General features: G+C 71.2%; 20 protein-coding genes. 5 read left to right on the top strand and 15 right to left on the bottom strand.

Going from position 1 to position 18,776, the window contains the following annotated elements; all coding sequences use genetic code 11:
- Nucleotides 1-6 precede the first annotated feature (6 nt).
- The 3 genes from tsf to FH610_RS44040 form a co-directional block, all read right to left on the bottom strand.
- Nucleotides 7-840, bottom strand: coding sequence for a translation elongation factor Ts (gene tsf, locus FH610_RS38470; protein ID WP_139580164.1), 834 nt, complete (start codon nucleotides 838-840; stop codon nucleotides 7-9).
- A gap of 193 nt (nucleotides 841-1,033) precedes the next feature.
- A complete protein-coding gene (gene rpsB, locus FH610_RS38465; RefSeq protein WP_139580163.1) occupies nucleotides 1,034-1,945 on the bottom strand; it encodes a 30S ribosomal protein S2 in 912 nt (303 codons plus the stop codon).
- 438 nt (nucleotides 1,946-2,383) lie between these two features.
- Complete coding sequence (locus tag FH610_RS44040) at nucleotides 2,384-3,916, bottom strand: CoA transferase (RefSeq protein WP_205826363.1); 1,533 nt, start codon at nucleotides 3,914-3,916, stop codon at nucleotides 2,384-2,386.
- Between the two features lie 305 nt (nucleotides 3,917-4,221).
- Here FH610_RS44040 and FH610_RS38455 point away from each other — a divergent pair, with 305 nt between their 5' ends.
- The 4 genes from FH610_RS38455 (at nucleotide 4,222) to FH610_RS38440 (ending at nucleotide 8,830) form a co-directional block, all read left to right on the top strand.
- On the top strand, nucleotides 4,222-4,575 hold the full coding sequence (locus tag FH610_RS38455) for a YraN family protein (RefSeq protein ID WP_139580162.1): 354 nt from the start codon (nucleotides 4,222-4,224) through the stop codon (nucleotides 4,573-4,575).
- A gap of 1 nt (nucleotide 4,576) precedes the next feature.
- Entirely contained in the window at nucleotides 4,577-6,244 is a 1,668-nt protein-coding gene (locus tag FH610_RS38450; protein ID WP_139580161.1) for a YifB family Mg chelatase-like AAA ATPase, read from the top strand.
- A gap of 5 nt (nucleotides 6,245-6,249) precedes the next feature.
- A complete protein-coding gene (gene dprA, locus FH610_RS38445; RefSeq protein WP_139580160.1) occupies nucleotides 6,250-7,515 on the top strand; it encodes a DNA-processing protein DprA in 1,266 nt (421 codons plus the stop codon).
- A gap of 394 nt (nucleotides 7,516-7,909) precedes the next feature.
- Nucleotides 7,910-8,830, top strand: coding sequence for a tyrosine recombinase XerC (locus tag FH610_RS38440; protein WP_240809443.1), 921 nt, complete (start codon nucleotides 7,910-7,912; stop codon nucleotides 8,828-8,830).
- A 145-nt stretch (nucleotides 8,831-8,975) separates the two neighbouring features.
- Here the strand turns inward: FH610_RS38440 and FH610_RS44915 are convergent, their stop codons facing one another.
- From FH610_RS44915 to rpsP, 10 genes are all read right to left on the bottom strand, one after another.
- A complete protein-coding gene (locus FH610_RS44915; protein ID WP_240809442.1) occupies nucleotides 8,976-9,845 on the bottom strand; it encodes a M23 family metallopeptidase in 870 nt (289 codons plus the stop codon).
- Between the two features lie 70 nt (nucleotides 9,846-9,915).
- Nucleotides 9,916-10,239, bottom strand: a complete 324-nt coding sequence (locus FH610_RS38430) for a DUF2469 domain-containing protein (protein WP_030511723.1) — start codon at nucleotides 10,237-10,239, stop codon at nucleotides 9,916-9,918.
- Nucleotides 10,240-10,293: 54 nt separating this feature from the next.
- Nucleotides 10,294-11,019 carry a ribonuclease HII gene (locus FH610_RS38425; RefSeq protein ID WP_139580158.1) on the bottom strand — a complete coding sequence of 242 codons (726 nt, stop codon included), beginning with the start codon at nucleotides 11,017-11,019 and terminating at the stop codon, nucleotides 10,294-10,296.
- A gap of 78 nt (nucleotides 11,020-11,097) precedes the next feature.
- On the bottom strand, nucleotides 11,098-11,811 hold the full coding sequence (gene lepB / locus FH610_RS38420; protein WP_240809441.1) for a signal peptidase I: 714 nt from the start codon (nucleotides 11,809-11,811) through the stop codon (nucleotides 11,098-11,100).
- Between the two features lie 20 nt (nucleotides 11,812-11,831).
- Nucleotides 11,832-12,686 carry a signal peptidase I gene (gene lepB / locus FH610_RS38415; RefSeq protein WP_139580157.1) on the bottom strand — a complete coding sequence of 285 codons (855 nt, stop codon included), beginning with the start codon at nucleotides 12,684-12,686 and terminating at the stop codon, nucleotides 11,832-11,834.
- 108 nt (nucleotides 12,687-12,794) lie between these two features.
- Nucleotides 12,795-13,160, bottom strand: coding sequence for a 50S ribosomal protein L19 (gene rplS, locus FH610_RS38410; RefSeq protein WP_139580156.1), 366 nt, complete (start codon nucleotides 13,158-13,160; stop codon nucleotides 12,795-12,797).
- Between the two features lie 154 nt (nucleotides 13,161-13,314).
- Nucleotides 13,315-14,163, bottom strand: a complete 849-nt coding sequence (gene trmD, locus FH610_RS38405) for a tRNA (guanosine(37)-N1)-methyltransferase TrmD (RefSeq protein WP_139580155.1) — start codon at nucleotides 14,161-14,163, stop codon at nucleotides 13,315-13,317.
- A gap of 10 nt (nucleotides 14,164-14,173) precedes the next feature.
- Nucleotides 14,174-14,692: a ribosome maturation factor RimM gene (rimM, locus tag FH610_RS38400; RefSeq protein ID WP_139580154.1), complete on the bottom strand. Its 519-nt coding sequence runs from the start codon at nucleotides 14,690-14,692 to the stop codon at nucleotides 14,174-14,176.
- Between the two features lie 164 nt (nucleotides 14,693-14,856).
- Nucleotides 14,857-15,099, bottom strand: coding sequence for an RNA-binding protein (locus FH610_RS38395; protein WP_079320659.1), 243 nt, complete (start codon nucleotides 15,097-15,099; stop codon nucleotides 14,857-14,859).
- 1 nt (nucleotide 15,100) lies between these two features.
- On the bottom strand, nucleotides 15,101-15,556 hold the full coding sequence (rpsP, locus tag FH610_RS38390; RefSeq protein ID WP_139580153.1) for a 30S ribosomal protein S16: 456 nt from the start codon (nucleotides 15,554-15,556) through the stop codon (nucleotides 15,101-15,103).
- Nucleotides 15,557-15,821: 265 nt separating this feature from the next.
- On the opposite strand from rpsP, the gene FH610_RS38385 reads away from it, so the two are divergent.
- Nucleotides 15,822-16,499, top strand: coding sequence for a DUF4232 domain-containing protein (locus tag FH610_RS38385; protein WP_139580152.1), 678 nt, complete (start codon nucleotides 15,822-15,824; stop codon nucleotides 16,497-16,499).
- Nucleotides 16,500-16,604: 105 nt separating this feature from the next.
- On the opposite strand, the gene ffh is transcribed toward FH610_RS38385, so the two are convergent.
- Both ffh and FH610_RS38375 read right to left on the bottom strand, forming a co-directional pair.
- Nucleotides 16,605-18,152 (bottom strand): signal recognition particle protein, encoded by a 1,548-nt coding sequence (gene ffh / locus FH610_RS38380; protein WP_139580151.1) that lies wholly within the window; start codon nucleotides 18,150-18,152, stop codon nucleotides 16,605-16,607.
- A 127-nt stretch (nucleotides 18,153-18,279) separates the two neighbouring features.
- Nucleotides 18,280-18,774 (bottom strand): GTP-binding protein, encoded by a 495-nt coding sequence (locus FH610_RS38375; RefSeq protein ID WP_240809440.1) that lies wholly within the window; start codon nucleotides 18,772-18,774, stop codon nucleotides 18,280-18,282.
- Nucleotides 18,775-18,776 lie beyond the last annotated feature (2 nt).

Raw genomic sequence — 18,776 nt, 5'->3', positions numbered from 1 at the left:
GTAAGCCTAAGCCTGGCCGACCTTGTAGCGGGTGAAGGCCAGGACCTTGACGCCGGCCTCGTCCGCGAACTTCGCGATCGTCTTCTTGTTGTCCTTCACGAACGCCTGCTCCAGCAGGGTGAAGTCCTTGTACCAGCCGTTGACCCGGCCGTCGACGATCTTCGGGATGGCGCCCTCGGGCTTGCCCTCCTCGCGGGTCATCTGCTCGAACAGCGACCGCTCCTTCTCGATGACCTCGGCGGGCACCTCGGCGGGGCTGAGGTACTTCGGCGCCATCGCGGCGGTGTGCTGGGCGATGTCCTTGGCGACCTCGGCGTTCGGCGTGTCGAGCTGCACGAGCACGCCCACGGCCGGCGGGAGCTGCGGGTCGGTCTTGTGCATGTAGGAGGTGATGAAGCCGCCCTCCAGCAGCGCGAACCGGCGGATCTCGACCTTCTCGCCGAGCGCCGCGTTGGCCTCGTCGAGCAGCTCCTTGACGGTCTTGCCGTTCAGCTCGGACTCGAGCAGGGTCGGCACGTCGGCGGGCTTGGTCGCGACGATGTGCGCGACGATGTCGGCGGCGAGCTCCTGGAAACGCTCGTTCTTGGCGACGAAGTCGGTCTCGCAGTTGAGCTCAAGAAGCGCCGCGAGGGAGTCGCCCTCGTGCTTGACGGCGACCAGGCCGTTCGACGCGGTGCGGGCCTCGCGCTTGCCGACGTCCTTGGCGCCCTTCAGACGCAGGATGTCGACGGCCTTGTCGAAGTCGCCCTCGGACTCCTCGAGCGCCTTCTTGCAGTCCATCATGCCGGCGGCGGTCAGCTCGCGAAGCCGCTTGACGTCGGCCATGTTTACGGAAGCCATTGTCCAATTTCCTCTTCGGGACCCGGATGCGAATCGTCTGGGGGGTGGGCACCCGTGCCGAGCGCCCACCCGGTGAAGCCCTCAGCGCGGCGGGCGTGGCCCTACCGCACCGGAACCAGGTCGTTCCCTGGGAGATCCCCGCCGTCGCGGCCGGCCGGAGGCGCCGCGCCCGGCGGGGATCCGTGGTCGTTCGTCAGGCCTGCTCGCCCTGCGCGGGCTGCTCGGAGGCCGGAGCCTCGGCGGCCGGAGCCTCCGCGGCCGGAGCCTCGGCGACCGGAGCTTCGGCGGCCGGGGCCTCGGCGGTCTCGGCGGCCGGGGCGGCCTCGCCGCCCTCGAGGAGCTCGCGCTCCCACTCGGCCAGCGGCTCGGCGGCGGCGACGCCCGCGGGCTTCTCGTCACCGCGGCCGGCACCCGCACGGGTCATGAGACCGTCGGCGACGGCGTCGGCGATCACGCGAGTGAGGAGGCTGACGGCGCGGATGGCGTCGTCGTTGCCCGGGATCGGGTAGTCGACCTCGTCCGGGTCACAGTTCGTGTCCAGGATCGCGACGACCGGGATGCCGAGCTTCTTGGCCTCGTTGATCGCGATGTGCTCCTTCTTGGTGTCCACGACCCAGACCGCGCTCGGGACGCGGGCCATGTCACGGATACCGCCGAGGGTGCGCTCCAGCTTCTCCTTCTCGCGGCGGCGCATCAGGAGCTCCTTCTTGGTGAGCCCGGAGCCGGCCACGTTGTCGAAGTCGAGCTCCTCGAGCTCCTTCAGCCGCTGGAGCCTCTTGTGCACGGTTGAGAAGTTGGTGAGCATGCCGCCCAGCCAGCGCTGGTTCACGTACGGCATGCCGACGCGCGACGCCTGCTCGACGATCGACTCCTGCGCCTGCTTCTTCGTGCCGATGAACATGATGGTGCCGCCGTGCGCGACGGTCTCCTTCACGAAGTCGTAGGCACGGTCGATGAACGACAGCGACTTCTGCAGGTCGATGATGTAGATGCCGTTGCGCTCGGTGAAGATGAAGCGCTTCATCTTCGGGTTCCACCGACGGGTCTGGTGGCCGAAGTGGACGCCGCTCTCCAGCAGCTGCCGCATGGTGACGACAGGGGCCATGGTGATGGTCCTCCATGGTCGTGTGCCCTCGGGCACGGTCTCGGTTGGTCACGCGGGCGTCTTGCCCGCGCCCTGACGCCCCGTGCCGCTTTCACCGGACGCGGTCCGGACCGAGAAGGCGGCTCGTGAGTGGGCGTGCGAATTCGGCCCGCCTAGCAGGCCGTCGAACAGTCTACCCGGATCCGCCCCTTCAGTTGACCCTTGCCGGATCAGCACGCCGTCACACCACCACCGGCCCCGCCGGTCCCCCTCGGCCTGCCGGAACCAGCTGGCACAGGGCCTTCGCCGAGCATTGCCCTGCCGGCCCTCCGACTTCGCGCGCACACGCCTCGCCGGCTATCGCCCCGCCGCCTCCCCGCGCGCTCCCGCGCACGCCTCACAGACATTGCAACGGCCGGGCCCGGCGGGCGTCCGTTGTCGTCAGGAGGACGGTTGTCGTCAGGGGGACGGAGCCCATGCCGCGGGGTGCTCCCCCTGGCGGGGCGGCGGGCTCGTCCAGTGCGGCCGCATACCGTCGACGGCGCCGGGCGGGGTCACATAGGTGAGCGTGCCGAAGGAGCTGTCCATCGTCGCCAGCAGATCCTCCACCCGGGGCTGCCGCACCCCCGCCCCGTCGATCCTGCCGAGATCGTCGAGCCACGCCGCGGTCCTCGCCAACGACACGTCGACGTGCCACGAGCCACCCTCGGCCGCCCGCCGGAGCAGCGCGGCGACCGCGCCGAACGCGGCCAGGTAGCCGGTGCCGTGATCGAGAGCCTGCGCGGGCAGCGGGCTCGGCCGCAGGCCGTCGCCGTTCTCGTGGGCGATCCCGCATGCCATCTGGACGAGGCTGTCGAATCCCCTCCTTGAGGCCCATGGCCCCCGGGCGCCGTACGCGGAGATGTCGACGCAGACGATGCCGGGCCGCAGAGCGGCGAGGCCGTCCGGCCCGAAGCCCCTGGCCCGCAGGGCCCCGGGCCGGTACGCCTGGATGACCACGTCGGCCTGACGGACCATCTCCCGCAGCTTGTCCGCCTCGAAACGCAGGTCGATGTGGCACGACCGCTTGCCGAACGCCGTCTCCACCACGAGCCCCGGCACCTCGGGCAGGTGTGCGGCGCCCACACGCAGCACGTCCGCGCCGTACGCCGCGAGCGCCCGCGCGGCCACCGGCCCGGCGATCACGCGAGTCAGGTCGAGCACTCGCACGCCGCCGAGCGGCCGCGCCGTCCCGGCCGGGAGGCCGTTGCCGGGGCCGCCGTGCATATGGCCGGCCCGCGCGCGGCCGGCCCCACCAACGGCCCCACCACTGTCGGTCCCACCGCTGCCGGCCCCGCTGCGGCTTGTCCCCCTGCGGCCGGTCTCGCTCGTCTGGCCGTCCCCACCTGTCAACCGGGAGACGCCGACGAGAGGAAGGCCGGCCAGCGCCCGCGCCTGGGGGTGCGCGAGCCACTCGGCCCTGCTCCGCATCGCCGCCGCACAGCCGCCCTCGCGAATCACCGCCTCCTCGATCTCCATCGCCGTGCGGCCGGCGCACGCCCTGGCGGCGTCCTCCTTGCCCGAGCCGGGCGACAGCCCGAGCGCGCGCACGGCGGCATCACGGTGGTGATCGAAGTTGCAATGGAGCCGGATCCAGCCGTCCGAGGTGCGGTAGTCCCCCGACAGCGCGGCCCAGACGTCCATGGCTTTCCCGTCGGCGCGGAAATGCCTCTCGCTCTGGAAGGCCACGGCGGCGTGCCGGACATCGATCGTCACATCCGGATCGCCGAGCTCGCCGCGAGTGGGCCGCCGGCCGCCGGCCCCTTCCTCGCCGCACTCCCCGGCGCGGGCGGCGTACGCCGCGACGGCGGCGGTCAGGGCGCCGGCCGAGGCCGCGGCCATCGTGCCGAGGGGGAAGACGGACGGCAGGACGGGGTCCTCGCCGATGACCCGGACCTCGGGCAGGGTGACCCCGGCGCCCGCGCCCAATTCCCTGATCAGCTTCGCGGTCACTGCCGGCTCCTCACTGCCGATGCCCTGCGGCGCCCGATGCCCGGCGGCGTGCTCCATGACGGCAGCGCCGCCTCCCGGGAACCGGGGCAAGTATCCATGCCGGTCGCAGTCTGCCCACGGCCACCCCTCCCGCTTCCGCTCCCGGCCTCGGCTGTGGACGACGAGAGCCTCCTCACCGGGCCCACCTGCGATTTCCTCCGCCCGTCCACAGCCGTCGAATCACGCTGCGGGCTTTTCCACAGAAAGAGGTTCGGTGGCACGGGCCCGGGGCCGCTTCGGCGAGTGTCTGCGGCGGAGGTGGTCCCATGGCGGCGAAGGATCGGCTGGGCAGGCAGGGTGAACAACTCGCCGTGACCTTTCTCACGGCGAAGGGCATGCGCATACTCGACCGCAACTGGCGCTGCGCGGAGGGCGAGGTCGACATCGTCGCCCGTGACGGCAACGCGCTGGTGATCGTGGAGGTGAAGACCCGCTCCGGACGGAGCCACGGCACCGCCTTCGAGGCGGTGACCGGTGAGAAACTGCTGCGCCTGCGGACGCTGGCCGTCAGATGGCTGGCCATGCACGCGGAGCGTTTCGACAGCATACGGGTCGACGTGATCGCGATCGAGCGGTTCGCCGGCGACTTCTCACTCAGGCACGAACGCGGGGTGGTCTGAGATGCCCGTCGCCCGGACCCATTGCGTCGGCCTCGTGGGCGTCACCGGACGCCTCGTGGAGGTCGAGGCCGATGTGGGCCCCGGCATCGCCGGGACACACTTCATCGGGCTTCTCGACACCGCGATCAGCGAAGCCCGGGGCCGCGTGAGGTCCGCGCTGATCAACAGCAGGTTCGCCTGGCCCGACGCACGGGTCACCGTGAGCCTGTCCCCGGCCACCTTGCCCAAGCGAGGATCGATCTTCGATTTGGCCATCGCGATCGCGGTGCTCGGCGCGGCCGGCGCCGTGCCCGCGCAGCGGATCGCGGCGCCGATGTTCCTCGGCGAGCTCGGTCTCGACGGGCGGGTCCGGCCGATCAGAGGCGTGCTGCCGGCCGCGCTCGCCGCCGCCGAGGCGGGGGTGCGCACGGTCGTGGTGCCCGCGCTCAACGCCGCCGAGGCCGCTCTCGTGCCCGATCTCACCGTGGTTCCCGTCGTCACTCTCGCCGAACTGGTGGGGTGGCTGCGCTCGGGCGACCTGCATCGGCTTCCGGTGGTGGCGGACGCCGCCTCGCTGTCGCAGGACGCCGAGCACGCCGACCACGCCGACCACGCTGACCACGCTGACCACGCTGACCACGCTGACCACGCCGAGCATGGCGGGTACGCCGGGCGCGTCGAGGACGCGTCGCGTGCGGCAGGGCCGTACGGCGGCGACCGGGGCGCACCGGGGCCGGACCTGTGCGACGTGGCCGGGCAGCCGATGGGCCGCAAAGCGCTGGAGGTGTGCGCCGCCGGAGGGCACAACCTCTGGATGCTCGGCCCGCCGGGGAGCGGCAAAACCATGCTCGCCGAGCGCCTGCCGACGCTCCTGCCGCCGCTCGGCCAGGAGACGGCCCTGGAGGTGTCGGCCATCCACTCGGTGGCGGGAACGCTGCCGCCGGGGCGTCCGCTGCTCACCCGGCCCCCCTTCATGGCGCCGCATCACAGCGCCACGATGGCGGCCGTCGTAGGTGGTGGGAGCGGAGGCGTCGTGCGGCCCGGAGCGGTGTCGCTCGCACACCGAGGCGTGCTCTTCCTCGACGAGGCGCCGGAGTTCGCAACGACCGTGCTCGACTCCCTGCGGCAACCCCTCGAGTCGGGCACGGTGACCATCGCGCGAGCTGTCGGCGCGGTCACGTTTCCCGCCCGGTTCATGCTGGTCCTGGCGGCCAATCCGTGTCCGTGCGGCCTGCAGGGAACGGTTGGACACCCCTGCAAGTGCACCCCGGCGGGCCGCCGCCGCTATCTCGACCGGCTCTCCGGGCCGCTGCTGGACCGCGTCGACGTGAAAGTGAAGATCGGCCGGGCCACCCGCGCCGAGTTGCTCGCGGACCGGCACTTCGTGGAGACCAGCGCGACCGTGGCCGAGCGGGTGAGGCTGGCGCGCGAGCGAGCCGCCAAACGGTTGGCCGGCACTCCCTGGCGTACCAACGCGGAGGTGTCGTCATCCGCGTTGCACCGTGATTTCCGCCTGCCCGACGCCGCGATGGCCCCGCTCCATCGAGGTCTCGACGTGGGCACGCTCAGCGCACGCGGCCTGGATCGCGTGCTCCGCATCTCTTGGACGATCGCGGATCTCACCTGCAAGGACCGTCCGGGCCAGGCCGAGACGTCGGCGGCCCTCGCACTGTGGCTCGGAGTGGATTGATGGAAATGACCGAGTTCTCCACCGCCGGCGACGCGCCGGCCGGCAAGTCCGTCTCACAGACAGCAGACGCCTCCGGCCCGGCTGGGGACGCCGGTGGTGCCACCGGTCCCGGAAGGGCGGAACGGCCGGCCCGCGTGGCGATCATGCGGATGGCCGAGGCAGGCGACGCGGTGATGGGCCGGTTGATCGCCCGCTATGGTCCGGTGGGCGCCATGGAGCAGGCGAGACGCGGCGTGCTCGACCCTGGCTTCGCGCGTGATGAGAAGGACCGCGCCGAGGCTTCCAGGCGCCACCTGGATCTCGGCCGGCATGCGGCCGCCTGGGCGGCCCGCTACACGGACCCGTCAGACGACCTGGCTCAGGGCATGCGGCGAGGAGCGCGGCTCGTTGTTCCGGGCGACGTCGAATGGCCCACCCAGCTCGACGACCTCGGCGACGCAAGGCCCTTCGGACTGTGGGTGGACGGACGGGCGAACCTGCGCTTCTCCTGCCTGCGCTCGGTCTCCGTGGTCGGAGCCAGGGCCGCGACCGCGTACGGCACAACCGTGGCGGCCGAGTTCGCGATGAGTCTCGGCGGGCGCGGATGGACGGTGATCAGCGGTGGCGCCTACGGGATCGACGGCGCCGCCCATCGGGGCGCGCTGGCGTCCGGAACGCCGACGGTCGTCGTGCTCGCCTGCGGGACGGACGTGTGTTATCCCAGCGCGCACGAGGACCTGTTCCGTGCCGTGCGCCGGCAGGGCGTGGTGATCAGTGAGTGGCCGCCGGGCGCACACCCCACCCGGCTGCGGTTCCTGATCCGCAATCGGGTGATCGCCGCCCTGTCCCGGGGGACCGTCGTCGTGCAGGCCGCCGCGCGCAGCGGTGCGCTCAACACGGCCACTCATGCCTGGGGCCTGAACCGGCAGCTGATGGCCGTGCCCGGTCCCATCACCACGGAGGTCTCCACGGGCTGCCACGTCCTGATCCGTCAGGGCAAGGCCGTCTGCGTCACCTCGGCCGAGGAGATCATCGAGTTGGTCGGCTCCATCGGGGACGACCTCGCACCGGAGCAACGCGGGCCCGTGCGGCCTCGGGACGGGCTGAACGACGAGACCAGGCGTGTGCTCGAAGCGATCCCCGCACGCGGCGCCACAGGTCCCGCCGCGATCGCCGTCGCCGCCGGTGTGGACATCGGGACGGCACTCGCCTGCCTCGGCGCTCTGGCCGCCGCGGGGTTCGTGGAGAACGTGGATCGAGGGTGGCGGCTGCGGCCTGCCGCGCGCCAATAGACGGGCGGCGCCCGTCATCATGGCGTGCTCGGCGAGACTCTTGTCGGCGCGTCGTCGGCCCGCTCGCACGATTGCGAGTGCTGACCGCGCCGGTGCAGGCGGCCGCCACCCCGTCCTCCTGCCAAGACCATCCGCCTGATGGCCGGGCGGGCAGCGCGCGCCGGTGCGGGCGGAGCGCGTGTGGGCGGCAGCGTGCGCCGGTGCAGGCGGCCGGCATTCCGGGATGAGACCGATGGTTAGCATGCGGATCGTGGCCTCTCCTTCCCCACCGGGCTCACGGGACGCGCTCCCGCGCATCGGATGCCGCGAGCCGGGAAATGGGACAGGGCGCGATGGAACAGGGCGGCGCCGGCGCACCCGCATCGGGCCGGAAGCGAGAGGGAAGGACGACGTCGTGGCAGCGGGCGAAGGGCAGGGACTCGGGGAGTTCGACGCCGTCCTTGAGCAGTTCGAGCGGCATCTGCGTCTCGAACGGGACCTGTCGCCGCACACGCTGAGGGCGTATCTCGGGGACATCTCCTCGCTGTTCGCGCACATGAGGGCCGCCGGGCACGATGACGTGTCCGCTCTTGACGTCACCGTCCTGCGTGACTGGCTGGGGGACCAGCACCAGGCCGGACGATCGAGGGGGACGCTGGCCCGCCGTTCCGCCTGCGCCCGGGTCTTCACCGCCTTCTGCCACCGACGGGGATGGCTGGCGAGCGACCCCGGGCTGCTCCTCGGCACGGCGAAGGCCGAACGGCGGCTGCCGAAGGTGCTGGACCAGACCGAGGCCGAGGCCGTCCTGTCCACGCAGGGGCCGGGCGACGCCAGGGACCTGCGCGATCGGGCGATGCTGGAGCTGCTGTACGCGACCGGCATGCGGGTGAGCGAGTTGTGCGGCCTCGACGTGGACGACGTGGACCGGGACCGCCGGACGGTCCGCGTGCTGGGCAAGGGACGCAAGGAGCGGACGGTCCCCTTCGGGCTGCCCGCCCTGCAGGCCCTGGACGCCTGGTGCGTGCGGGGCAGGCCCCTGTGGATTCGCGAGGGAAGCGGCCCCGCGCTCTTCCTCGGCGTCCGAGGAGGCCGGATCGACCAGGGCACCGTCCGGCGTGTCGTGCACGCCCGCCTGGCCCAGGTCGAGGGAACCCCCGACATGGGGCCGCACGGGCTGCGCCACACCGCCGCCACCCATCTACTCGAAGGCGGAGCCGACCTGCGATCCGTGCAGGAGATGCTCGGACACGCCTCCCTGGCCACCACACAGATCTACACGCACGTGTCCATCGAGCGGCTGCGGGCCGCCTACCGCCAGGCTCATCCCCGCGCCTGACGCCCAAGCAACCGAGCACCGCCTCTGAGCAGCGCGCCCAAGCAGCCGAGCACCGCCCATGAGCACCGCGCCTGGGCGCTGCGGACGCGCACCATTCGTCAGCCTCGCCCGGACCAGCGGGCCCGGCTGTCACACCTCCCGGCCATCATGACGGCCAGCGGGCCTCGCCGACGGGCCGGCGGGGCAGGAGGCGGACCTGCCCTCGGCCGAACAGGAGGAGCGGGTCCAGGTAGAGACGTCCGCGCAAGAGTCCCCAGTGCAGGCAGGGGGCGGCGCAGTGAGCGACGGCGTCCTCCTCGACGACGCCGATGACCTGACCTGCCGCGACGACGTCGCCAGGCCGGACCACGGCCCGGACCGGCAGGTAGGTGGTGCGCAGGCCGTCGGGATGTGAGATGGTCACGACCCCCCGGCCTGCGACCCGCTCCGCCAGGCCGACGACTCCCGGTCCTGCGGCCATGACCTTCTCTCCGGGCTGAGCAGCCAGGTCCACACCCCGGTGACCGGCCAGCCACCGCTGTGGGGGCGGATCGAAGCGCCTTATCGGATGTGCGGGCCCGGCGAGCGGCCATCGCCAGCCGGACGCGTCTCCACGCGGCCCCATCGGGCCCGGCGCGACCGGCCCCACCCGGTGCGCGTTCCCACGAGAGCGGGCGGTCACCGCCGGCACGGCGTCCTGAGCCCGGTCCGGCCCGGCCGGCGATTCGCCTACCGGCCCGATGGACCGAGCCGGTCCGAACGTCTTGGCGTCCGCGGGCCGGGGCTCACTCGCCGGCAATGCGTCCGCGGTTCGGGTCGCGCCCGCCGGCAACGGATCGGCGGACTGGGGCGCACTCGTCGGCGACGGATCCGCGGGCCGGTGGGTCAGGACCCTCACAGCCCCCGGCGCCCTCGCGGTCGTGGCCGCGTACGGCGTCATGCGGCCTCCGGCGGCCACGGGCCGGACGGCGCCCGATGGCCGGGTGGGAGCCGCGGTCAGCAGGACCAGTACGAGCACGTACGCGACGAGACGCATGCCACGACGATGCGCCCCGAAGGCTCGCGCCGAGCGGCCGAACGCCGTTCTGGGGACAGGCCGCGCACGATCAGCTGGAGAAGCCCTCCTTGGGCATCTCGAGGTCGGGCTTGGCCAGTTCCTCGACGTTGACGTCCTTGAAGGTCACAACCCGCACGTTCTTCACGAAGCGGGCCGGGCGATACATGTCCCAGACCCAGGCGTCCTGCATCTTGACGTCGAAGAAGACATCGCCGTTCTCGGCGGTGCGGACGTCGAGATCGACGGAGTTGGTGAGATAGAAGCGCCGCTCGGTCTCGACCACGTAGGTGAACAGGCCCACCACGTCGCGGTACTCCCGGTAGAGCTGCAGCTCCATCTCGGTCTCGTACTTTTCGAGATCTTCCGCGCTCATCCAGGTCCTCCTCTGCCACTCCCCGTCGGGATCCCACTGTCGAGGCCGACCCGTTCAGACGACACCGGTCCCAACCTCATTCTCGCGCATGTCCTCATCCTGCCCCGTCCATAGGCCCCCGGCCGGGATCCTTGTCCCACGAGTCACCCTGGCCACCGTCACGAACGAGAACCGATGGTGGGGGCTCGGCCCATGCCGCGCCAGGGCCCGCCGATGGCCGGGGGTCACGTAGCCCTTGTGCAGGGCGAAGCCGTACTGCGGGTAGACCTCGTCGAGCCCGTGCATCAACCGGTCCCTCGTCACCTTCGCCACGATCGAGGCCGCCGCCACGCACGCGGCGACCTGGTCGCCCTTCCACACGGCCAGCGACGGCGCGGGCAGCCCGGCCACCGGGAAGCCGTCCACGAGGACGTAACCGGGGACGAGCCCCAGGCCGGCGACGGCCCGCCGCATCCCGGCGACGTTGCACTTGTGCAGGCCGCGCGAGTCGATCTCCTCGGGAGGGATCACGACCACGCTCACGGCCCGGGCCGTCGCCGTGATCCGCTCGTAGAGGCGCTCGCGCACGGCCTCGGTCAGGAGCTTGGAGTCGCTCAGCCCGTCGATCTCCCGCCCCAGCACGACCGCGGCGACGACCAGCGGCCCGGCGCAGGCGCCGCGACCGGCCTCGTCCACCCCGGCGACCGGCGTGAACCCCCGCCGGGCCAGGGCCCGCTCGTAGCCGTAGAGTCCGGAGTCCCGTCGTACGACACTCGGGCGCGGGCGATAGGCAGCTGTCATGACGACAAGCAGATTACGCCCCATTCGGGACCGGCGATACGGCCGGAACCACCGCCGACGGCAAAGCCGCAGGTGAGATCAGCGTACGACGGAGAAAGTGTCGGGCCGGGAGAGGAACGAGATCCGGTTCAGCGGCCAGTAGCGCAGGAACGCCCGCCCGGTGACGTCGTCTTCGGAGATCGTGCCCTGGTGCCCGTCGTCCGGGTAGAAGCGCGAGTCGGCCGAGTTGTTCCGATGGTCGCCCATCAGCCACAACCGCCCCTTGGGGACCTTCACGTCGAACTCACGGCCGGAGGGCTCGACCCCCGGGTAGAGGTACTTGCCCTCCTCGTCCAGCGGCGTCCCGTTCACGGTGATGCGATGCTTGGCGTCGCAGCACTTCACGTGGTCGCCGCCCACCCCGATCACCCGCTTGATCGTGTCCTCGCCGTTCCAGCCCTTGAAGACCACGATGTCGCCGCGCTCCACCGGCCCGAGCTTGTACGCGAGCTTGTTGACCACCACGTAGTCGTCGACCAGGAGCGTGTTCTGCATCGACTCCGACGGGATGTAGAACGACTGCAGCAGGAAGGTGTGGACCAGCAGGGCGACGACGACCCCGCCGAGCACGTACATGAGGGTCTCCAGAAAACCGGAGCCCTTCTTCTTCGCGGGCCGGTCCTTCTTCCCGCCGACGGTCCGCTCGTCCTCGCCCGCCTCGCCCGCGGCCGCCGGCTCCGCCGGTGCCTCCGAAACGTCGGCGGATCCGACCGGCCCGGCGGTGCCTAAGCGACTCTCGTCGGACTCTCCCACGGCTGCCTCCTCCGGCTCTGTCACGTCCTTCGTCGCCTCACCAGTCGCCGGCGCAGGGCCACCAGCGGCACGGCCCCCGCGAAGCCCGCGACGAACGGGGCGGCCCCGAGGGCGGCATGGAGCGCCGGCTGCGCGAACGTCTCCGGAATCGGCAGGATCTTGGCCCGGTTGAACGGCCAGACGATGACGAACGCGCGGCCGATCACCTTTTCGGCGGGAATGGTGCCGCCGCCCGGGTCGCCCATGTGCAGGCGGGAGTCCCAGGACACCGAGCGGTGGTCGCCCATCACCCACAGGCGGTCCGGCGGGACGGTGACCTCGAACTCGCGCCCGGACGGCTCGTCGCCGGGATACAGGTACGACTTCTCGTTCAGCGGCACGCCGTTCACCGTGACCCGGCCCTGCTTGTCACAGCATTTGACCTTGTCGCCCGGCACGCCGATGACCCGCTTGATGTAGTCCTTCTCCCCCGGCACGACCCCGAACGCGGTGCCGAGCCAGCGCAGCCCGGCCGCGATGGGGTTGGACGGTTCCTCGAGCTTCACCTCGGGGTCCCAGGAGTCCACGCCGGAGAACACGACGATGTCGCCGCGCTCGATGTCGCGTACGTGGTAGACCAGCTTGTTCACCAGCACCCGGTCGTTGATGAGAAGCGTGTCCTCCATCGACTCGGATGGGATGTAGAACGCCTGGACCACGAAAGACTTGATCAGCAGGGCCAGAGCGAGGGCGACCACGATCAGGACGGGCAACTCCCGCCAGAACGAGCCTTTCTTCTTCCCGTCCTCGGCGTTCTGCTTGACGTCTTCGGCGACCACGTCCACCCCGTCCTCGGCAGGGCGACGCGTGCCCGGCCCCTGTCCCTCGCTAGCCATCGCTGCTGAGCCTAGATGATGTCCGCGACGGCGAGCGCCGGGGACACCGCATCACCGGCAAAAAGAAAGTGGCCCGCGCCTGGGGCACGGACCACGATCTCCAAAGCCTTACTTGGCGGCCGGCTGCGCCTCGCGCTTCTCGCGGATGCGCGCGGCCTTTCCGCGCAGGTCACGCATGTAGTACAGCTTGGCCCGGCGCACGTCGCCGCGGGTAACCACGTTGATCTTCTCGATCACGGGGCTGTGAACCGGGAAGGTGCGCTCGACGCCGACGCCGTAGCTGACCTTGCGGACCGTGAACGTCTCACGGATGCCACCGCCCTGGCGGCGCAGGACGAAGCCCTTGAACACCTGGATGCGGGACCGGTTGCCCTCGACGACGCGGACGTGGACCTCCAGCGTGTCACCCGGGCGGAAAGCCGGTACGTCGCTGCGAAGGGCAGCCTTCTCGATCTCCTGGATCTGCGTGTGCATGGCGGCGGTTCCTCATTCACATGGGCACGCGGAGGTCCACCCGGCCGGCCCGAGGGCTCGGCGACGAGGGGGACACGCGTGCTTGGCTTGATACGTCTTGTCTGCCACGTCCAGACCGGGCGCACCCGGCCATGCCGAAGTAGGCAGCAGCGACTCAGTCTGCCACATCTTCCGGCGCTGCGCGAAACCCGGGGCGAGACGCGGCGGCGGAACGGCGCTCCTCGAGACGTTCCTCGAACTCCTCGATGACGCGCCGGTCGTGCTTGTCGAGGCCGTCCCGGTCGAGCCTGGCGACCAGTTCCGGCCTCCGGTCGAGCGTACGGCGCAGCGCCTCGTCACGCCGCCACCGGGCGATCCTGCCGTGGTGGCCCGACAGCAGGACCTCCGGCACCTCGTGCCCCCGCCACACGGGCGGCTTGGTGTAGACGGGGCCTTCCAGCAGGTTGGCCATGTCTCCCGGGGCGAAGGAGTCGTCCGCGACGGAGCGCGCGTTGCCGAGGACCCCCGGCAACAGCCTGCCCACGGCCTCGACCATGACCAGGACGGCCGCCTCTCCACCGGCTAAGACGTAGTCGCCGATGCTGACCTCGTCGGTGCGCAGACGCTCGCCGTACTCGGCGACGACGCGGGAGTCGATGCCCTCGTACCGCGCCGGGGCGAACAGCAGCCACGGCTCCTCGGCGTACTCCAGCGCCACTTCCTGGGTGAACGGCCTGCCGCTCGGCGTGGGGACGATCAGCCGGGGCAGCGCGTCCCCCCCGGAGGCGGCGCGTCCGTCCTCGATCACCGCGTCGACGGCCTCGCCCCAGACCTCCGGCTTCATCACCATGCCGGGGCCGCCGCCGTACGGCGTGTCGTCCACGGTCTTGTGGACGTCGTGCGTCCAGTCGCGGAGCTGGTGGAGGTGGATGTCGAGGATGCCGCGCTCGCGGGCCTTGCCCATGAGAGAGACGTCGAGCGGGGCGAAATACTCCGGGAAGATCGAGATGATGTCGACGCGCATCTGCGGGCCCCTACTCCGCCTCTGCGGCGTCGAGCAGGCCGGGCGGGGCGTCGACGACGAGGATTCCCTTGCCGAGGTCGATCTCGGGCACGAGCGCCTTGACGAACGGGACGTACGCCTCGTCGCGGGAGGGACGGGCCACCACGAGCAGGTCCTGTCCGTGGTGGAGGACGTCGCTGACCTCGCCGACCCGCTCCCCCTCGGTGGTGACCACCGTCAGGCCGATCAGTTCGTGGTCGTGGAACTCGTCGGGGTCCTCGATCGGCGGCAGGTCCGCGGAGTCCACGACGAGCAGCGTGCCGCGCAGCGCCTCCGCCGCCTCCCTGCCCTCCACGCCGGCCAGGGTCAGCAGCAGGATCCCCTTGTGCCACCGGGCCCGCTCCACCGTCAGCGGACCGGCCGACGCCGGGTCGGTGGCCAGCGCCACCCCCGGAGCGAAGCGCAGATCGGGCTCGTCGGTGCGCACCTCGACCGTGACCTCGCCCCGCACACCGTGCGGGCGGCCGATCCTGCCCACGACTAGCTGCACTTGTCGCCTACCTCCGCTACCGCTTCAACGCGGCTTCTACGCGACGGTCCGAACGCCACCGCCCGAACCGATCTGTCACCGCAAACCCCCGGAAGAGACCGGTTCGAAGCCGGAAAACACACCGGGGGACCCCTGTGCGGGGCCCCCCGGACGCGTCGTTCGGCTCAGCGCGCCTCTTCCAGGTCAACCAGGTCGATCCGCACGTACTTGCCGTTCGACAACGCGTTGACGACGGTGCGCAACGCCTTCGCCGTACGGCCGCCACGGCCGATGACCTTGCCGAGGTCGTCGGGATGAACCCGGACCTCGAGAACGCGCCCGGTGCGGATGCGCCGTGCGCGGACCCGGACGTCGTCCGGATGCTCGACGATGCCCTTGACCAGGTGCTCGAGGGCCTCCTCGAGCACCTCAGGCCTCGCCTTCCGGCTTCTCCTCCGCGGCCGGGGCCTCGGCGGTCTCTTCGGCCTTCACGGTCTTCTTGGCCTTCTTCGGCGTGGTGGCGGCGGCGCCGGCGTCACCCGAGAGCGACTCCTTGGCGGCGGCCTCGTACGCCGCGTGCCGGTCCGGCTTGGGCTCGGCGACCTGGAGCGGCGTGGTGGGGGCGGGCTCGCCCTTGAACTGCTGCCAGTCACCGGTCAGCTTGAAGATCTTCAGGACCGGGTCGGTCGGCTGCGCGCCGACGCCCAGCCAGTACTGCACCCGCTCGGAGTTCACCTCGATGCGCGAGGGGTTCTCCTTCGGGTGGTACAGGCCGATCTCCTCGATGGCGCGGCCGTCCCGCTTGTTCCGGGCGTCGGCGACGACGATGCGGTACTGCGGGTTGCGGATCATACCGAGCCGCTTGAGCTTGATCTTGACTGCCACGGGTGTGGTCTCTCCTGCATTAGAGCGTGGGTGAGCGGTGTCTCATCGAGTGGGGCACGATGGGAGCCCGCCCGAGGGACAGGCGCGACCGGCGGGGGTGAGAGGGCACCCACCTGGCCACGATGTTCCAGCCTGACATTCTGCCAGATGATTCCCCATGCTCCGCAAAGGACGGTCCCGCCGCCGCCCTGATTTCGGCACGGATGCGCCCATGGCTCCGGAACGAGCATGCGAACTGATCGCGCCGGCAGGCCGTCCAACAGTCATGCGAGTTGCGAACAGGACCCTCACGGCCGGAGTGGCGGCCCTCGCCCTGCTGGCCGCCGGCTGCGGCGCGGGCACCACGCCCTCCGCGGCCGCCGCTCCCCCGGCCAGGACGACGACCCGGCACACGACGACCCCGCCCGCCGCGGACACGGGACGGGCCACCGCCGCCGGCGTGGCGTCCGTCCGGTACGGCGCCGCGGCGCGAACCACGGACACACGAAGCACGAGCACACGAACCACGGGCACACGAAGCACGGGCACAGCCCCCGAGCGGTGCCGTACGACCGGCCTGCGGGCCCGGGTGGGACGGCAGGACCCGGCGGCGGGCAACCGCTACGCGCCGCTCGTGCTGACCAACACGTCGGGCAAGACCTGCTGGGTGTACGGCTTCGTCGGGCTCGTCCTCATCGACGGCCGGGGCGACGTGCTGCGCACGCGCACCCGCCGCGAGAGCGTCACCCCGCATCGGGTGACGCTGCGCCCCGGGGCGAGCGCCCATGCCCGGCTCCACTGGACCGTGGTGCCGAGCGGGCACGAGACCCGGTGCCCCTCCTCGGCCCGTCTGATGATCATTCCGCCGGACGAGGTGGCGCACCTGGAGGTCCCGTTCACCGCGACGGTCTGCGACGACGGCAGGATCGACGCCAGGCCGATGGCCCCAGGCGCGAGCCTCTGAGGACACCGCGCCGGCCTCTGACCGACACCGGCGATCCTCGGAGAACACGGGACGCGACGAGACAGCCGCCGCCCGCCGAGAACCGGCGGGCGGGCGGTCCGGTCGTCAGTTCTGGCCGGGCAGCTTCAGCTTCGACGGGTCGAAGCCGGGCGGCAGCTCCAAGCCGGGGGGCAGCTGGCCGCCGCCGAGGTTGCCGAGCAGGCCCTTGGGCAGCTTGGGAGCGTCCGAGGACGACGCGTTCGCGCCGGCCTTGCCGAGCGCGGCCTTGCGCGGGTCGCCGCTGACGCGGCGGCCCTTCTTGGGCTTCTGCGCCTTCTGCTTGCGCCCGCCGGGCATGCCCGGGATGCCCATGCCCTGGGTCACCCGCTTCATCATCTTCTGCGCCTCGAAGAAGCGGACCACCAGGTTGTTCACCTCGGTGACCGTCACGCCCGAGCCCTTGGCGATGCGGGCCCGGCGCGAGCCGTTGATGATCTTCGGATCCTGGCGCTCGCCGGGCGTCATGGAGCGGATGATCGCCGCGATGCGGTCCAGGTCGCGGTCGTCGACCTGGTTGAGCTGCTCGCGCATCTGCCCCATGCCCGGCATCATGCCGAGCAGGTTCTTGATGGGCCCCATGCGGCGGACCATCATCATCTGCTCGAGGAAGTCCTCCAGCGTGAAGCCGTCCCCGGAGACGAGCTTGCCCGCCATCTTGGCGGCCTCCTGCTCGTCGAACGTCTTCTGCGCCTGCTCGATCAGGGTGAGGATGTCACCCATGTCGAGGATCCGGCCCGCCATGCGGTCGGGGTGGAAGGCGTCGAAGTCCTCGAGCTTCTCACCGGTGCTGGCGAACATGATCGGCCGGCCGGTGACGTGCCGCACCGACAGGGCGGCGCCGCCTCGGGCGTCGCCGTCGAGCTTGGTCAGCACCACGCCGTCGAAGCCGACGCCGTCCATGAACGCGCGAGCCGTGCTCACCGCGTCCTGGCCGATCATGGCGTCGAGCACGAACAGGACCTCGTCGGGCGTGACCGCGTCGCGGATGTCGGCGGCCTGCTTCATCAGCTCCTGGTCGATGCCGAGGCGGCCGGCGGTGTCGACGATGACCACGTCGTGCTGCTGGCGGCGCGCGTGGTCCACCGACTGCCGGGCCACCGCGACCGGGTCGCCCACGCCGTTGCCCGGCTCGGGGGCGTACACCGCCACCCCGGCCCGCTCGGCCATGACGGCGAGCTGCTGCACCGCGTTGGGCCGCTGCAGGTCGCAGGCGACGAGCAGCGGGGCGTGCCCCTGGTCGCTCAGCCACTTGGCGAGCTTGCCGGCCAGGGTCGTCTTACCGGAGCCCTGGAGGCCGGCCAGCATGATCACGGTCGGCGGGTTCTTGGCGTAGCGCAGCCGCCGCGTCTCGCCGCCCAGCACCTCGATGAGCTCGTCGTTGACGATCTTCACGACCTGCTGCGCGGGGTTGAGCGCCTGGGAGACCTCGGCGCCGCGGGCCCGCTCCTTCACCCGGGCCACGAAGTCCTTCACGACCGGCAGCGCGACGTCCGCCTCGAGCAGCGCGATGCGGATCTCGCGGCAGGTCGCGTCGATGTCGGCGTCGGAAAGCCTGCCTTTGGACCGAAGGGAGGAGAAGACCGAAGTCAGCCGGTCGGAAAGCGTCTCGAACACGTGTTTGGCCAGCCTCGAAGCGAGTGGACGGGTCGGTGAACCATCAGTCTCCCCAGACTATCCGCCCGCACGCCCTTCACGCCCGTGCCGGCGGGGCGAGATCGCCGGTCCGGCCCGTTGCCGGTCCTCACCGGACCGCGCTCACGTGGGATGTCAGCGCGTGTTCGACCAGCGTGATCAGGGTGCTCTTGACCGATTCGCGGTCACGGGCGTCGGTGCGGACGATCGGGACCTGGGGCGACAACGTCAGGGCCTCGCGCAGTTCGTCCTCCCCGTGGGTGTACTGCCCGTCGAAGCCGTTGACGCCGACGACGAAGGGCAGACGCGCCTCCTCGAAATAGTCCACCGCCGGAAAACTGTCGGCCAACCGCCGCGTGTCGACCAGCACCACCGCACCGATCGCCCCCCGCACCAGGTCATCCCACATGAACCAGAACCGATGCTGACCCGGCGTACCGAACAAATACAAAATCAGATCCCGGTCCAGCGACACCCGACCGAAATCCATCGCCACCGTCGTGGTCGTCTTGTGCGGCACCAACCCCACATCGTCCACCCCCGCCGAGGCATCGGTCATCACCGCCTCGGTCGTCAACGGCACGATCTCCGACACCGCCCCCACGA

Origin of the sequence: Microbispora catharanthi, from assembly GCF_006334915.2 — a bacterium.
Lineage (GTDB): Bacteria > Actinomycetota > Actinomycetes > Streptosporangiales > Streptosporangiaceae > Microbispora > Microbispora catharanthi.
The sequence above is the reverse complement of the archived record's forward strand: the minus strand, read 5'-3'. Positions and strand labels throughout refer to the sequence as shown.

Bases quoted from the DNA above. Each gene is read 5' to 3' on its own strand.
- FH610_RS44915 (WP_240809442.1), bottom strand. From the start codon at position 9,845: ATGCGTCTCGTCGCGTACGTGCTCGTACTGGTCCTGCTGACCGCGGCT.
- FH610_RS38455 (WP_139580162.1), top strand. From the start codon at position 4,222: ATGGCGGCGAAGGATCGGCTGGGCAGGCAGGGTGAACAACTCGCCGTG.
- dprA (WP_139580160.1), top strand. From the start codon at position 6,250: ATGACCGAGTTCTCCACCGCCGGCGACGCGCCGGCCGGCAAGTCCGTC.
- FH610_RS38425 (WP_139580158.1), bottom strand. From the start codon at position 11,019: ATGACAGCTGCCTATCGCCCGCGCCCGAGTGTCGTACGACGGGACTCC.
- FH610_RS38385 (WP_139580152.1), top strand. From the start codon at position 15,822: ATGCGAGTTGCGAACAGGACCCTCACGGCCGGAGTGGCGGCCCTCGCC.
- lepB (WP_139580157.1), bottom strand. From the start codon at position 12,686: ATGGCTAGCGAGGGACAGGGGCCGGGCACGCGTCGCCCTGCCGAGGAC.
- rplS (WP_139580156.1), bottom strand. From the start codon at position 13,160: ATGCACACGCAGATCCAGGAGATCGAGAAGGCTGCCCTTCGCAGCGAC.
- FH610_RS38430 (WP_030511723.1), bottom strand. From the start codon at position 10,239: ATGAGCGCGGAAGATCTCGAAAAGTACGAGACCGAGATGGAGCTGCAG.
- rpsB (WP_139580163.1), bottom strand. From the start codon at position 1,945: ATGGCCCCTGTCGTCACCATGCGGCAGCTGCTGGAGAGCGGCGTCCAC.
- trmD (WP_139580155.1), bottom strand. From the start codon at position 14,163: ATGCGCGTCGACATCATCTCGATCTTCCCGGAGTATTTCGCCCCGCTC.
- FH610_RS38450 (WP_139580161.1), top strand. From the start codon at position 4,577: ATGCCCGTCGCCCGGACCCATTGCGTCGGCCTCGTGGGCGTCACCGGA.
- tsf (WP_139580164.1), bottom strand. From the start codon at position 840: ATGGCTTCCGTAAACATGGCCGACGTCAAGCGGCTTCGCGAGCTGACC.